The organism is Stenotrophomonas sp. NPDC078853 (genome assembly GCF_044901215.1).
Lineage (GTDB): Bacteria > Pseudomonadota > Gammaproteobacteria > Xanthomonadales > Xanthomonadaceae > Stenotrophomonas > Stenotrophomonas lacuserhaii.
On sequence record NZ_JBJDOQ010000021.1, the window covers coordinates 15,353 to 29,527 of the forward strand.

12 protein-coding genes and 1 pseudogene are annotated in these 14,175 nt (G+C 64.8%); 6 read left to right on the forward strand and 7 right to left on the reverse strand.

Annotation, left to right across the window (positions count from 1 at the left end; genetic code table 11):
• Positions 1-31: 31 nt before the first annotated feature.
• The 3 genes from ACI2JH_RS17350 to ACI2JH_RS17360 are packed head-to-tail and all read right to left on the reverse strand — an operon-like array spanning position 32 to position 5,588.
• Entirely contained in the window at positions 32-1,210 is a 1,179-nt protein-coding gene (locus ACI2JH_RS17350) for a DUF3703 domain-containing protein (RefSeq protein WP_404736801.1), read from the reverse strand.
• 43 nt (positions 1,211-1,253) lie between these two features.
• Positions 1,254-3,638 carry a heavy metal translocating P-type ATPase gene (locus tag ACI2JH_RS17355; protein WP_404736802.1) on the reverse strand — a complete coding sequence of 795 codons (2,385 nt, stop codon included), beginning with the start codon at positions 3,636-3,638 and terminating at the stop codon, positions 1,254-1,256.
• 6 nt (positions 3,639-3,644) lie between these two features.
• A complete protein-coding gene (locus ACI2JH_RS17360) occupies positions 3,645-5,588 on the reverse strand; it encodes an FTR1 family protein (RefSeq protein WP_404736803.1) in 1,944 nt (647 codons plus the stop codon).
• Positions 5,589-5,708: 120 nt separating this feature from the next.
• On the opposite strand from ACI2JH_RS17360, the gene ACI2JH_RS17365 reads away from it, so the two are divergent.
• The 4 genes and pseudogenes from ACI2JH_RS17365 to ACI2JH_RS17380 all read left to right on the forward strand — a co-directional run bounded on the left by ACI2JH_RS17365 (position 5,709) and on the right by ACI2JH_RS17380 (position 11,719).
• Positions 5,709-6,116: a helix-turn-helix domain-containing protein gene (locus ACI2JH_RS17365; protein ID WP_293979315.1), complete on the forward strand. Its 408-nt coding sequence runs from the start codon at positions 5,709-5,711 to the stop codon at positions 6,114-6,116.
• Between the two features lie 5 nt (positions 6,117-6,121).
• Complete coding sequence (locus ACI2JH_RS17370; protein ID WP_293979313.1) at positions 6,122-7,768, forward strand: NAD+ synthase; 1,647 nt, start codon at positions 6,122-6,124, stop codon at positions 7,766-7,768.
• A gap of 17 nt (positions 7,769-7,785) precedes the next feature.
• Positions 7,786-8,733, forward strand: a pseudogene (locus ACI2JH_RS17375) (site-specific integrase); the annotation flags it as partial.
• 25 nt (positions 8,734-8,758) lie between these two features.
• On the forward strand, positions 8,759-11,719 hold the full coding sequence (locus tag ACI2JH_RS17380; protein ID WP_293979311.1) for a Tn3 family transposase: 2,961 nt from the start codon (positions 8,759-8,761) through the stop codon (positions 11,717-11,719).
• Between the two features lie 6 nt (positions 11,720-11,725).
• On the opposite strand, the gene ACI2JH_RS17385 is transcribed toward ACI2JH_RS17380, so the two are convergent.
• The 3 genes from ACI2JH_RS17385 to ACI2JH_RS17395 are packed head-to-tail and all read right to left on the reverse strand — an operon-like array spanning position 11,726 to position 12,599.
• The gene (locus ACI2JH_RS17385) at positions 11,726-11,986 is read right to left on the reverse strand and encodes a GDCCVxC domain-containing (seleno)protein (RefSeq protein WP_343236716.1); all 261 of its coding nucleotides are present in this window, start codon (positions 11,984-11,986) and stop codon (positions 11,726-11,728) included.
• A complete protein-coding gene (locus tag ACI2JH_RS17390) occupies positions 11,940-12,233 on the reverse strand; it encodes a heavy-metal-associated domain-containing protein (protein WP_293979307.1) in 294 nt (97 codons plus the stop codon). The genes ACI2JH_RS17385 and ACI2JH_RS17390 overlap by 47 nt, the downstream gene beginning before the upstream one ends.
• 9 nt (positions 12,234-12,242) lie before the next feature.
• A complete protein-coding gene (locus tag ACI2JH_RS17395; RefSeq protein ID WP_293979305.1) occupies positions 12,243-12,599 on the reverse strand; it encodes a mercuric transporter MerT family protein in 357 nt (118 codons plus the stop codon).
• Positions 12,600-12,641: 42 nt separating this feature from the next.
• Here ACI2JH_RS17395 and ACI2JH_RS17400 point away from each other — a divergent pair, with 42 nt between their 5' ends.
• Together ACI2JH_RS17400 and ACI2JH_RS17405 are read left to right on the forward strand one after the other, a co-directional pair.
• Entirely contained in the window at positions 12,642-13,064 is a 423-nt protein-coding gene (locus ACI2JH_RS17400; RefSeq protein WP_293979303.1) for a MerR family transcriptional regulator, read from the forward strand.
• Between the two features lie 87 nt (positions 13,065-13,151).
• Positions 13,152-13,412: an isochorismatase family protein gene (locus ACI2JH_RS17405; protein WP_404736804.1), complete on the forward strand. Its 261-nt coding sequence runs from the start codon at positions 13,152-13,154 to the stop codon at positions 13,410-13,412.
• Positions 13,413-13,508: 96 nt separating this feature from the next.
• Here ACI2JH_RS17405 and ACI2JH_RS17410 read toward each other — a convergent pair whose 3' ends face one another.
• Positions 13,509-14,090: a TetR family transcriptional regulator gene (locus ACI2JH_RS17410; protein WP_404736805.1), complete on the reverse strand. Its 582-nt coding sequence runs from the start codon at positions 14,088-14,090 to the stop codon at positions 13,509-13,511.
• Positions 14,091-14,175 lie beyond the last annotated feature (85 nt).

Below are 14,175 nucleotides of genomic sequence, written 5' to 3' on the forward strand. Positions count from 1 at the left end.
CGATACCGGGCGTCAGTGACGTTATGAAATTTCATGCGGCCCAGCGGCGCAGTTCGGGTGGAATGGGGGCGCTTCGAAAGGCGCCCATCGTGGTGCCGCCGGTGTTGCCGCGCGGCATCCACAGCCAGGTGAACAACCCCGCTGCAACGATACGCAGCAGTTGCCCGACGATCTCCCCACCATCCCGATACAGGACTGCCCAGCGCAGGAAGGCGATGTGGCTGCGGAGGTGGGCCCAAGTGTGCGGCTGGCCGAGCACGTGCGCTTGCTCGAACAGGGCGTACGCCTTCGCCTTGTCGCCCGATAGCAGCGCCGCATACCCGCGCGCCAGATAAACGTCGAACGCGTGCGCACGTTTCGCTTGACCAGGCTGCACGAACGGCCAGGCGAGTTGACGACTGTAATCGACTGGCATGGTCTCCTCCCGCAAGCCGACGTCGTCGGCGCGCACCGGTTCCGGACGGTCGAGGAAGGTGCCGAACAGGCGGTCCCAGACCATGAAGAATTCACCAAAGTTGACCTGCGCGTCCTCGTACTCGCGCTTGTGGTGCCAGCGATGCACCTCGGCCACGCCGAGCCAGCGCCGCAGTGGACCGACGCGGTAATCCAGGTTGGCGTGCTGGAACGCCAACTGGACGCTCAACAGCGTAAGCCACGCGCTCAGGATGTGCGGCGGCGCGCCCAAGGCGACCGTCACCAGCAAGCCGGGACCGGCCATCAGTAACGCGCTGAGTGGATGGCGGCGTTCACCATTGAGCCAATATAGCCGCTCGGCGCTGTGATGGATGGCATGCAGGCGCCACGCCCACGGCGCGTGGTGACTGAAGCGGTGCATGGCGTACAGGGCCACGTCGATGATCGCGCCGGCCAGCAGCAACTGCGTCCAAAGCGGCCAGGTCGTCGGCCACAGGGTCAGCACCGGCAGTGCACCTCGCAGCGCGTGCAAGGCATAGGCCGTCCCGGCCAGAAGCCCGAGATTGAAGAGGCCATGAAAGAAGTCGGCCCGCAGATCGCCGTGATCGCGCAGCCAGTCGCGCTCGTAGGGTTGGATGCGTTCCAGCAACGCCACGGCGGCAATGCCGAGCGCAGCGATCACCGCCAGCATCGGCCAAGCGGGCAACGTCCCGTACAGCACGAGCCCGACGGCACCGAACGTGCTCGTCATGACGACGGGGTAGACGCCGTAGCGAATCAGCGTGGTAAGGCGCATCTGGACTTCCTCCTTGCTTCCAACCCAACAAAAGGCGTCTCGGTCATTGGCGCAGCAACCGCAACCCGTTGAACACCACCAGCAAGCTGGCGCCCATGTCGGCAAACACCGCCATCCACATGGTGGCCTGCCCGGTAAAAGTAAGCACCAGGAAGATTGCCTTGATGCCCAACGCCAGCACGATGTTCTGCATCAACACGCTTGCCGTGGCGCGCGAGAGGCGCACGAAGGTGGGGACCTTGCGCAGGTCATCGTCCATCAGGGCCACGTCGGCCGTCTCGATAGCGGTATCGGTGCCGGCAGCGCCCATCGCGAACCCGATGTCCGCCTGTGCGAGCGCCGGCGCATCGTTGATGCCGTCGCCCACCATGCCCACCGTCCCGGCCCGGGCCAATTGCTCGACCTCGCGTTGCTTGTCTTCCGGCAGCAGATTGCCTTGGGCACGATCGATACCGACTTGCGCGGCAATGGCTTGGGCGGTGTGCGGATTGTCGCCAGTCAGCATCAGGGTCTTGACGCCCAGGGCATGCAGTTCGGCGATCGCTTGGCGACTGCTGTCCTTGACGGTGTCGGCCACGGCGAACAGCGCATGCACGCGACTGTCTCCGATCAGCATCACCACGGTCTTGCCCTCGGCTTCCAGCATCGAGAGGCGGCGCTCCAACTCCGGCGAGCTGACGCCCAGTTCTTCCATCAATCGGCGATTGCCCAAGTGGTAGGCCACGCCATCGATCTGACCTCGCACGCCGCGACCCGGCAGCGCGGCGAAGTCGCTGACCGCTTGCAGCACTACGCCGTCGGCCTGCGCGGCCAGCGCGACCGCCTTCGATACCGGATGGTCGGAGCGCGCAGCCAGACTGGCCGCCCATTCCCGCGCGGCGGTCGGCACCGCTTCGTTCCAGGTCAGGAAATCCGTCTGCACCGGCTTGCCGTGGGTGAGCGTGCCGGTCTTGTCGAGGGCGAGCCATTGCAGCTTGCGCCCGCCTTCGAGGTAGACCCCGCCCTTGATGAGGATGCCGTGGCGAGCGGCGGCGGCGAGACCGCTGACGATGCTCACCGGGGTCGAGATGACCAGTGCACAGGGACAGGCGATCACCAGGAGCACCAGGGCCTTGTAGACCCAATCGAGCCACGGCCCGCCGACCACCAGCGGCGGCACGATGGCCACGGCAAGCGCAACCGCGAATACGGCCGGGGTGTACCAGCGGGCGAACTGATCGACAAAGCGTTGCGTGGGTGCGCGACTGCCTTGTGCGGCCTCCACCGCATGAATAATGCGAGCCAGTGTGGAGTTGCTCGCGGTGGCGGTCACGCGGAACTCGAACGAACCGGATTCGTTGATGGTGCCGGCAAAGACCGGATCGCCCGGGGCCTTTTCCACTGGCAGGCTCTCACCGGTGATCGGTGCCTGGTTGACGGTGGAACGTCCCTCCAGCACTTCGCCATCGAGCGCAAGCCGTTCGCCCGGTTTGACGCGCACCCGGCTGCCGATCATGACGTGCTTGGCATCCATCTCCTGCCACGTGCCATCGGTTTGCTGCACCGTGGCCCGTTCCGGCGCGAGGTCCAGCAGCCCGCGAATGGCGTTGCGGGCACGGTCCAGGGACTTGGCCTCGATCACTTCGGCCAGCGCAAACAACACCATCACCATCGCCGCTTCGGGCCAGTGCCCGATGAGCATGGCGCCGGTGACCGCAATCGACATCAACGCATTCATGTTGAGGTTGCGGTGGCGCAGCGCGATCCAGCCCTTCTTGTAGGTCGGCAGGCCACCCGTCAGGATCGCCACCAGGGCCAACGCCATAACGGACCAGTGATTGCCGTTGTTGAGCCAATAGATCGCTTCGGCGGCGATGGCAGCCACCGCGGAAATCGCCAACGGCCACCATTTCGTTGGGGTCGGCGCCGCCGGCGCCACGGCACCGGCGCCCTCCATGACGTGTGCTTCAAAATCGAGCGTCCTCAGCGCCGCCAGCACCTGGGGCAAGGCATCGGGCGTATGGCGGACCTGCAAGGTGCGTTGCACCAGATTGAAATCGAGATTCGACACCCCCGGCACCGTCCCAAGCTTGGCCCGGATCAAGGCTTCCTCGGTCGGGCAATCCATCTTGGCGATGGCCAGCGTCGTTGACTGGTCAGTCGGCGCCCCTTGAACAAGCACCGCACGCATGCCGATCGCGGCCAAGGCCTGTTCCACGGGCGTCAGCGACGGCAAGGCGTGGTGCACCGTCAGCAATCGCTGCACCAGATTGAAGTCCAAGCGCTCTACGCCCGGTACGCCTGACAGCTTGTTGCGAATCAAGGCCTCCTCAGTCGGACAGTCCATGTTCTCGATGCGGTAAACCGTCGAGGCGGGCGTGCGAAGGTGCGCCTCGGGGGCCGCCGCTGCGGCCGAACAACCACAGGTTTTGGAGTCTGCTTGGCTCATGGGGGCTTAGTCCTTGGTCGTCCGCACCGAGGCGGGCGAGCGCATGTTGAAGAGGAAGCCGATCACAGCAACGACGGCCACGGCCAACTGGGCCAACAGCGATTGCCAGGAGGGATAGACGCCCAGCCATTCGATGCGCGGGGCCGCCACCAGGGCCTGCGCGATCCAGCCCGCCTCCTGCAGGGCCGCGACGCCTTTGCCGACCAGGACCACGGCCAGCACCGCGATCAGGATCGAACTGGCAGAGAAGAACTGGCCGATCGGCAGCCGCTTGCTCATGCGCAACATCCAATAGGCCACCCCGGCCAGGACCAGGGCACCGGCCAGCAGGCCGCCCAAGATCGCGCCGGAGGCCTGTTCACTCCACATGGCGATGAAGAACAGGATCGTCTCGAACACTTCGCGGTAGACGGCGATGAAGGCGAGCGAAAACAGGAACAGGGCCGACCGCCGGGTCAGCGCGGCCGACATCTTGGCGTGCAGGTACTGCTGCCAGCGCCCGGCCAGGCTCTTCTGGTGCATCCAGATACCCACACTCAATAGGACCACCGCGGCAAACAGCGCGGACACGCCTTCGGTGACTTCGCGATTGGCGCCGCTAATGTCCACCAGATGCGTGGCAACGGCCCAGGTCAGCACGCCCGCCAGCAATGCACCGACCCAACCGGCATGGACGTAGGGCAGCACTTCGCGCCGCTCGGCCTTGCGCAGGAACGCAATCATGCCCACGACGATCAGCAGCGCTTCCAGTCCCTCACGCAGCAGGATGATAAAGCTACCCAGGAAGGCTGTGGTTGTATCGGTGTGGGACGTTTGCAGTACCGCTTCAGCGCGATCGAACAAGCCGGTGATCTCCGCCGCCGTGGCGGTCACCTCGGCGGCCGGCGCACGGCGCCCCAACGCGTCGCGGAATCGGGCCATACCCGCTTCGATCTGGCGCATCAGAGCACGATCGCGGCTGGCCAAGGTCGGCTCCACCGGCTCCACACCGTCCAGGTAAGACGACAAAGCCAGTGTCTTGGCGTGCACTGCATCGCCGGCCGCATAGGCTTGCAAGCTGTCCGCCAGGCGTTGCCGCGCGAGTGCGAACGGGCTAGCCCCGACAGCGGCATGCGGCACCGCTTCAGCCGGGTGAGCACGCAAATACGCGGTGATCGCCTGCGCCTGTGCCACCGCCAACGTCTGGCCCAACTCGGCCTCGCTCGAACCGGACAGGGCGGCCAATGTCGGGAGCGCCTGATGCAGCTTCGGATCCTCTCGCCACAGGATTTCGCCGCGGCTGCGCGCCGCGTCGTCGTAGGCAAATCCCCCAACGTAGAAGGCCAGTGCCCAGCGGTCGGCTTCGGACAGATGGGCAAAGCTGGTCATGGCCGTGCCGTTCAAACCCTGCGAGATCACCTGATACAGCGCCAGGGGACTGCGCTGTGCTGCACGCTCCGCGTCGGTGAATGCGATCGGCCGCGGCGTGAGGCTAGCGGCTATGGGGCCATCTCCGCGGCCCTGGGCCCCGTGACATCCGGCGCACTGCTGGGCGTAAAGCGGGGCCGCGCTGGCCACGTCCGGCGGGGTCGTCGGTGCCGCCTCGATGCGGTAAACCGTCAGCAATTCGGCGGCCAGTGCATGCGCAGTTTTCGCGATGACTTCCGGTTCGGCGCGGGCGGCGACCGCCGCCTGCAGCCGCTCGGCCGAACTCACCAGCGCAGCTTGCTGCGGCGTCGCCGGGAGGCCGGCCACTTTCGTGCGCACCGTGGCCGCGAACTCCTGCATCTCGCTGTACTCACCCGGTTCGACCACTTGGCCGCCGCGCACGGCCCCGGCGTAATCCACGGCGATGTAATCGAGCAGCTGCCAGGCCTGCCGGGCTTCCGCCTGCGGGTCCGCCGCCCCGGCGACGCCGGCACTGAGCGCGATGATCAGGAGGGCGAGCGCGCAGTGACGCAGGACTTTCATCGAAAAAAAGGGCATTGCATGCGACCAGATGGGAGCCCATGGCGGCCAAGCGGCCAGGGCGTGGAATTTCGGAGGCCTCCAGTTTAGAGTCTGTACCTACTACAGAGTCAAGTAATGCGAATGACAATCAGTGACGCTGCCGCCGCCAGCGGCTGCCACTTCGAAACGATCCGCTATTACGAACGCGTCGGCCTGCTGCCCCGGCCCGGACGGACGCGCAACGGCTACCGCCAGTACACGCCGGCCGACGTGGAGCGCCTGCGCTTCGTCACGCGTGGCCGCGACTTGGGTTTCAGCCTGGAGGAGATCCGCAGCCTGCTGCAGCTGGCCGAGGATCCGGCGCTGTCCTGCGCCGAGGTCGACCGGCTGGCGCGCGAACACCTGGACGATATCCAGACCAGGATTCGGGATTTGCAGCGGATGGCCAGCGAACTGGAGCGCACCATCGGCAGTTGCCGTGTCGGCCAGCGCGGGCAATGCACGATCCTGGAAACGCTGCGGCGATTCCCCGACCATTCCTCCCCCTGACGCCGATGACCACGCCACTTCGACTCGCGCTGGCGCAGTTCGATTTTCCCGTCGGCGATCTGATCGGGAATGCCGACCGGATCACGGCCTATATCGCCGAGGCCCGCGATATCCATGGCGCCGATCTGGTGGTGTTTCCGGAGCTCACGCTGAGTGGTTATCCGCCCGAGGACCTGCTACTGCGTCCCAGCTTCCTCGCCGAGTGCGAGGCGGCCGTCAGGCACGTCGCGGCGGCGGCCCGCGGCATCGTGGCGGTAGTCGGCTGGCCGGAAGCGGCCGGCGCCGTGGTCTATAACGCGGTCAGCGTCTTGCGCGATGGCGCTATCGCGACCACCTACCGCAAGCGCGACCTGCCCAATTACGCGGTGTTCGACGAGCGGCGTTACTTCGCCGTCGATCCCGACGGTAGCGCCTGCGTGTTCGAGGTAAAGGACGTTCCCATCGGGCTGCTGATTTGCCAGGACCTGTGGGGCCTGGAACCTCTCATTGAAACCGCGGCCGCCGGTGCGCAGTTGGTGCTGGTGCCCAATGCATCGCCCTTCGAGCGCGACAAGCACGCGGAACGCGATGCCTTGCTGGCCGAGCGCACGCGGGACACGGGCGTGGCGATCGCGTACGTGAATGTGGTTGGGGGGCAGGACGGCATCGTCTTCGATGGCGCCTCGCTGCTGGCCAACGCAGACGGCCACGTGCATCCAGCGGCCATCGCGTTCGAGCCGCATTGGCTGATCGCGGACTACGACGTCGAAAATCGCACTCTGCTACCGGTGTCGTGGCCGATCGAAGGCGACGAAAGCCGCGATGGCCTCGCTTGGCGGGCCGTGGTCCTGGGCACACGCGATTACTGCCGCAAGAATGGCTTTGACCGCGTTTGGGTCGGCCTATCGGGTGGCCTGGACTCGGCGGTCGTGCTCGCGATAGCGGTGGATGCGCTCGGCGCAGACCGCGTCACAGCCGTGCGTCTGCCGTCGCGCTACACCGCCGCGGTGTCGAATGACCTGGCCGACGAGCAGTGCCGCGCCATGGGCGTACGCCTGATGACGCTGCCGATCGAGGAGCCTTTCCAAGGGTACCTGGATGCCTTGGCGCCGCTGTTTGCGCAGGCGCCAGCGGATGCGACCGAGGAGAATCTGCAATCACGCACCCGCGGTGCGCTATTGATGGCCTTGGCCAACAAGTTCGGCGGCCTGCTGCTGACCACCGGCAACAAGAGCGAATACGCGGTCGGTTACACCACGATCTACGGCGACATGTGCGGTGGCTATGCGCCAATCAAGGATCTGTACAAGACAGAAGTCTCCGCGCTCGCCCGCTGGCGCAACGCCGTGGCGGGCGCTCCAGTGGTCCCATGGGGTGTGATCGATCGTCCACCTTCGGCGGAGCTGCGCGCGGACCAGACCGACCAGGACACCTTGCCGCCGTACGACGTGCTCGACGCCATCTTGTTCCGTTCCATCGATCAGGAGCAGTCGCGAGAGGAGATTGTCGCGGCAGGATTCACCCCCGAAACGGTCGACCACGTGCTTCGTCTGGTGCGCATCGGCGAATGGAAGCGGCATCAGGCGGCGCCAGGACCGAAGGTCTCGCGCCGCGCCTTTGGTCGGGAGCGGCGATATCCCATTACCGACGCGTGGGCCGACACGGCGGAATAGTCAGAAGAAGGCACGGCATGAGTGATATCGACCGTTACCTGCAAGCCGCCACCCGCGACAACACGCGGCGCAGCTATGCCTCGGCGTTGCGGCACTTCGAGGTCGCCTGGGGTGGGCACCTGCCGGCCACGGCCGACAGCGTGGCCCGTTACCTGGCCGAACACGCCGGACGGCTGGCCGTGAATACCCTGAAATTGCGCCTGGCTGCCCTGGCGCACTGGCATGCCGAACACGGGTTTGCGGATCCGACCCGGGCGCCGCTCGTGCGCCAGGTGCTCAAGGGCATCCAAACCCTTCACCCGCAGGAGGAGAAGCAGGCCACACCGTTGCAGCTGACCCAGCTGGCGCAGGTCGTGGACTGGCTGGACGGGGCGATCATCGCCGCTCAGGCGCGGAACGCACAGGCTGCGGATCTGCGTCATCGACGCGATCAGGCGCTGATCCTGCTCGGCTTCTGGCGGGGATTTCGCGGTGACGAACTGATCCGGCTGCGGATTGAACACCTGCGCCTGGTTCCCGGGGAAGGCATGGTCTGCTTCCTGCCGCACAGCAAAGGCGACCGTCAAGCCCAAGGCAAGACCTACAAAGTACCGGCCCTGTCGCGCCTGTGCCCGGTAGCCGCGACACGGGACTGGCTCGATGCCGCACAGCTGACTTCCGGCCCGCTGTTTCGGAGCGTCGGTCGTTGGGGCCAGATCGCCGACGCCCCCTTTCATCCCAACAGCTTGATCCGGTTGCTCCGGCAGGTGTTCCTGCACGCCGGATTGGCCAACGTCGAGGGCTACAGCAGCCATTCCCTGCGCCGCGGTTTCGCCGGCTGGGCCAACGCGAACGGCTGGGACGTAAAGGCGCTGATGGAGTACGTCGGCTGGCGCGACGTGCACTCGGCGATGCGCTATCTCGACGGCGGCGATCCGTTCGCGCGCCAGCGCATCGAGGCGAGCCTGCCACCACCGGCATTACTCACTCCCTGACCGAACTGAGGCTTCAATGGCGTCGATCGAACGGACCGCATACCCGCAATTCAAGCGCAACCCCGTCGTCCGGGAACTGGTCGCCGCCTACACGCCGACCGACGCCGAATTGGCCTTCATCACCGACAACGCTCGCCAACCAGGCCATCGATTGACCTTGGCGCTGCTGCTAAAATCCTTCCAGCGATTGGGCTACTTCCCCGCAATCGATGAAGTTCCCTCTGCGGTCGTCCGGCACCTCCGCAACGCGCTGCGGTACCGGATCCAGATCAAGCCCGCCGACATCGCGCCGAACAAGCGCTACCGCTATTTCCAGCGCATCCGGGATTATCTTCAGGTTCGAGCCTATGCCGACGGCGGCCTCGACGTGGCGGCCCGCGCCATCCACGAAGCCGCCGCCGTCATGGACAATCCGGCCGACCTGATCAACGTGGCGATCGAACAACTTGTCCGCGACCGCATCGAGCTGCCTGCGTTTTCCGCACTGGATCGCCTGGGGCGCCGGATTCGCACCATGGTCAATGGTCGTTACTTCGCTCTCATCGATGCGCGGCTGACGGCGGACGAGAAGCAGCGTCTGGACGATCTGCTGGTCGTCACCGACGCTCGCATCAAGAGCCCGCTGCAGGCCATCAAGCGGCTGCCCAAGCGCTCCTCGCTGCAGCACTTCCAGGAACTGATCGACCATATCGCGGCGTTGGACGAACTGGTCGGCAGCGAACTGCATCTGGCGGACATACCGGAACTCAAGCGCAAGCATTTCGCCGCCGAAGCCCGGGTGCTGGACGCCGCCGAGTTGCGCGACTTCGGCCCGGCCAAGCGACACGCACTCCTGCTGTGCCTGATCCATCGCGCTCGGGTGCAAACCCGTGACGACCTGGCCGAGATGTTCATCAAACGCATGGGAAATCTCCACAACCGCGGCAAGGAGGAACTGGAGCGGCTGCGTGCGCGCTATCGTGAGAAGACCGAGGCCATCGTGGCCACGATGTCGGATGTGATTCAGGTGCTTGATCGTCACCCTGGCGACACCGATGCAGGACGGGAGATTCGCCGCCTGGTCAGTACGCGCGGAGGCATCCAGACCCTGCAGGCCGACTGCGATGCGATCGCCGCACACAGCGGCGACAACCATCTGCCGCTGCTCTGGCCGTTCTACAAAAGTCACCGCGCCACCATCCTGCGCATGGTGCGTATGCTGGACCTGGAATCCACCACCGAAGACCGTTCATTGATCAACGCGATCGAACTGATCCTGTCGCAGGAGCGCGCCCGCGGCGACTGGCTCGACGAACCGGTCGATCTGGCGTTCACGACCCAGCTTTGGCGGAAGACGATCACCCATCGCACCGAGCAGGGCGAGGAACGCATTCGCCGCCGTCTGTTCGAGGTGTGCGTGTTCTCCTCGCTGGCCAACGAACTGAAATCCGGTGACGTGGCCGTGCATGGTTCGGAAACCTACGCCGATTACCGCGAGCAGCTGCTGCCCTGGGAGCAATGCGAACCGCTGCTGGACGACTACTGTCGCCAGGTGGGCTTGCCGGCCTCTGCGGTAGGATTCGTCAATGCCTTGCAGTCAAGGCTGATGCAAGTCGCTGACCTGACCGATCAGGGTTACCTGGAGAACGGCCAGGTGATCATCGGCGACGACGGGTTGCCGGTGCTCAAGCGCCACAAGGCCAAGGACATGAGCAGTGGTGCCCGTGCCTTGGAAACGGCGATTCTTGCTCGTTTGCGCGAGCGCAGCGTCATCGAGATCCTGTGCGACGTGGCCCACTGGACCCGCTGGCCACGGCATTTCGGACCGCTGTCCGGATCCGACACCAAGATCGACCAGCCCACCGAACGCTACGTGCTGACGGCATTCACCTACGGCTGCAACCTGGGCCCGGCCCAGGCCGCACGGCATCTGCGTGGCGCCGCTTCCGCGCATATGCTTTCATTCGTCAATCGCCGTCACGTGGATGCGAACAAGCTGGCAGCGGCCTGTCGCGACATCATCAACAGTTACGCTAACCTGCAGCTCCCCAAATTCTGGGGCGATGGCAAGCGTGCCGCCGCCGACGGCACCAAGTACGACTTGTACGACCAGAACCTGCTGGCGTCGTATCACATCCGTTATGGCGGATACGGCGGCATTGCCTATCACCACGTGTCCGACACCTACGTGGCGCTCTTCAGCCATTTCATCCCATGCGGCGTTTGGGAAGCGGTGTACATCATCGACGGACTGCTGAAGAACACTTCCGACATCCAACCCGACACCGTTCACGCCGATACCCAAGGTCAGTCGCTGCCAGTCTTCGGGCTATCGCACCTGTTGGGCATCCAGCTGATGCCGCGTATCCGCAATTGGCGCGACTACCGGTTCTTCCGTCCGGACGAGGACAGCCGCTACGAGCACATCGATGCGCTGTTCCGGGAGGACATGGACTGGGACCTGATTGAGACCCACTGGAAGGATCTGATGCAGGTGGTGTTGTCGATCAAGTCCGGCAAGATCGCCGCCTCGACGCTGCTGCGCAAACTGGGCAACTACAGCCGCAAAAATCGCCTGTACCAAGCCTTCCGGGCGCTGGGTGCCGCAGTGCGCACGTTATTCCTGTTGCAATATATTTCCGACCGGGAGTTACGCGAGCAGATCACAGCCTCCACCAACAAGGTTGAAGCCTATAACGGGTTCTCCAAGTATTTCTTCTTCGGCGGAGAGGGCGTGATCGCCGACAACGATCCGCTCGAACAGGAGAAAGCGGTCAAGTACAACGACCTCGTCGCCAACGCCGTCATCTTTCATAACGTGGTCGAACAGACCCGCATCATCAAGACGCTGATGCGAGCAGGTTGGAAGATCACCCCGGAGGACGTGGCTGCACTCAGCCCCTACGTGACCAGCCACGTGAAGCGCTTCGGTGATTACCTGATCGACGTGGATGCTCTTCCGGAGCCGTACGAGATGGAATTGGCCTTGGCCGCGTAGCGTGGGTCAAGTTGTACTGCCGCAGCAGGGGCTGTGTTGCTGGATGGGCGGGCACGGCACCGTGCCGTAGGAACAGAACACACAGCAATCGCCTTCCTTGGGGCGCAGCAGGGTATGGCAGGCCGTGCACTCGTAGAAGAACTGACACGCCGTGGTGGGCATGATCTCGGTCGCTCGGTGCCCGCATGCCGGGCATGCCAGCGTGCTTTGCAACTTCACCTCAGCCACCGTTTGCGTCCGCCTTGGCGGTGGCCGGAAAACCAGCATCGGTGATGGCCTTGGCGATGACCGCTGCACTGGTGCGCTCGGCATCGAAGGTCACCGTCACGGTGGCGCCCTGAGTGTCGACACGGCGCGCCGTCACGCCCGGCACGGTGTCCATCGCCTTTCCGATCGTGATGCTGCACGCCGGGCAGGTCATGTTTTTCACTTGTAGTACAACTTGCTTTGGGGTAGCCGCCCAAGCTAGGCCCATCCATGCCGTGAATACCAAACCGAGAAGGATCTTGCGCATGGGGGACTCCTACAGGAACCAGCCGATGTAATAAGGGAAGAGCAGCAGCAGCGCGATCAGGCCGGTAGCGATCCACAGCCAGCGCCGCAGGCGTCGCAATCGCGCAGGATCGACGCAGATCCCGTCAATGCGGCAGCGCGAGGCCGGGCCATAGAGCATCCAGAATGCCCAGCCCAGACACGCCAGCGTGGCAGCGCTAAACCACGGGCGCCACGCATCCAGGGCTGTGAGATTGGCGATCCAGGCACCGCTGATACCCATCAGGACCAGCACCAAGGGCACGACACAACACACGGACGCGCCAATAGCCGCGACCGCGGCGCCCAAGAGGGCGGGCAAGGAGGACTGTGCGGGACGTTGGGCCATACCCGCATGTTAACCTCCGTACCTAAGTACGGAGTCAAGCCGATGGCCACCCACGTAATGACGATCAGTCGGCTGGCCGCGGCCGCTGGTGTGCATGTCGAAACGGTCCGTTATTACCAGCGGCGAGGCCTGCTGCCGGAGCCTGAGCGCCCAATGGGCAGCGTGCGCCGGTACGGCCCCAACGAAGTCGGCCGGCTTCAGTTCATCCGTCGAGCACAGACGATGGGATTCAGTCTCGACGAGATAGCGGGGCTGCTGGAGGTCAAAGGCCAGCGCGCCTGCGAGCAGACGCAGCAGCTGACCGAACAGAAATTGGCCGAAGTGCGCCGGCGCCTGGACGAACTACGACAATTGGAAGTCGACCTTGAGCATTTGGTAGATGAGTGTCGCCGCGTGGTGACAGGCGCGCCGTGCCCGACGCTCGATCTGTTGGCGCAACCAGCCGAGAAGAAAAATATCGGCTAACTCATTAACCTGAAAGAATTATTTGAGTTTTGCGGGGCATTTTTACACGTATCTCGGCTGAACCCCCATCCCGCCATCGCCGAGGCGTTGCAGGGCTGTCCTGTCATCGAGAAGCACCAGGCCGACAGCTTCCTCGCCACGCGCCTGGGCGAAATGCTGGCTGCGCACGATGTCACCGCCATTCGACTTGTCGGCATGATGACCCAGCATTGCATCACGCACACGGCGCTGTCGCCGGAGGCGGCCGGCCTGGAGGTCACCATCGTGGGCGCAGGCTGTGCCGCGCCGACGGCCACCCTCAGCGCCATCGCGCTGGCGGGACTGTCCGGTCGTTGCAAGGTCGTCTGACCCGCCAGTGCGGCAGCATCCAGCGGGCGTGCCACCCACATCGCGCGGGTGGTACGCCATTCGGCGCCGTGCGCCACACCTCAAGTCCGGCAGCGCCTAGGCATCGGGTGCACGCGACAGCCGTGCCAGCACGTCTGCGCGACAAACCTCCAGGATCTCCTCGGCCAGCGACGAATCATCCGGGCAGGAGCGTGACAACACGATGGCGCCGACGGCCTGCGCGATCAACGCGATCCGTTCTGCACGGGCACCCTGGGCTGCGGTGGCCTCGACCTGCGCATGATGCCCCTGCCCCGCTGCCAACTGCGCTTCGATACCCGCCACGAAGGCCTGCTTGACCGACGTGGGCTGCCGCGCCGCATCACTGCAGAGCGCCGCCATCGTGCAGCCCTGGCCAGGATTATCGCGATGCTCCCGCGACAGGTAATAGCCCAGGAACGCCGCCGCGTCCATCTCGCCCAGCGACTCGGACGAGTTGGCGAATCCGCAGCTGGCAGATTCGGCCATCAGGTCCGCTTTGGACCCGAAGTGTTTGTAGAAGCCGCCGTGGGTAAAGCCCGCAGCGGCCATCAGGTCCGCCACGCCCACGCCGTCGAAGCCCCGTTCCCGGAAAAGCGCGGAAGCGGTTTCGACGATGTGTGCCCGGTTGGCCTGCGCTTGTGCCTTGGTGACCTTCATGACGGCTTGCCTCTTGGTGCTTTGACCTGCTGGAAGCGCAGTTTACCACGCATAGATGATACGCATCATCAAACCGTTGACATCT

Excerpts from the sequence above, each read along its gene's own strand:
- ACI2JH_RS17350 (WP_404736801.1), bottom strand. The coding sequence starts at position 1,210 with ATGCGCCTTACCACGCTGATTCGCTACGGCGTCTACCCCGTCGTCATG.
- ACI2JH_RS17355 (WP_404736802.1), bottom strand. The coding sequence starts at position 3,638 with ATGAGCCAAGCAGACTCCAAAACCTGTGGTTGTTCGGCCGCAGCGGCG.
- ACI2JH_RS17360 (WP_404736803.1), bottom strand. The coding sequence starts at position 5,588 with ATGAAAGTCCTGCGTCACTGCGCGCTCGCCCTCCTGATCATCGCGCTC.
- ACI2JH_RS17365 (WP_293979315.1), top strand. The coding sequence starts at position 5,709 with ATGACAATCAGTGACGCTGCCGCCGCCAGCGGCTGCCACTTCGAAACG.
- ACI2JH_RS17370 (WP_293979313.1), top strand. The coding sequence starts at position 6,122 with ATGACCACGCCACTTCGACTCGCGCTGGCGCAGTTCGATTTTCCCGTC.
- ACI2JH_RS17380 (WP_293979311.1), top strand. The coding sequence starts at position 8,759 with ATGGCGTCGATCGAACGGACCGCATACCCGCAATTCAAGCGCAACCCC.
- ACI2JH_RS17385 (WP_343236716.1), bottom strand. The coding sequence starts at position 11,986 with ATGCTGGTTTTCCGGCCACCGCCAAGGCGGACGCAAACGGTGGCTGAG.
- ACI2JH_RS17390 (WP_293979307.1), bottom strand. The coding sequence starts at position 12,233 with ATGCGCAAGATCCTTCTCGGTTTGGTATTCACGGCATGGATGGGCCTA.
- ACI2JH_RS17395 (WP_293979305.1), bottom strand. The coding sequence starts at position 12,599 with ATGGCCCAACGTCCCGCACAGTCCTCCTTGCCCGCCCTCTTGGGCGCC.
- ACI2JH_RS17400 (WP_293979303.1), top strand. The coding sequence starts at position 12,642 with ATGGCCACCCACGTAATGACGATCAGTCGGCTGGCCGCGGCCGCTGGT.
- ACI2JH_RS17410 (WP_404736805.1), bottom strand. The coding sequence starts at position 14,090 with ATGAAGGTCACCAAGGCACAAGCGCAGGCCAACCGGGCACACATCGTC.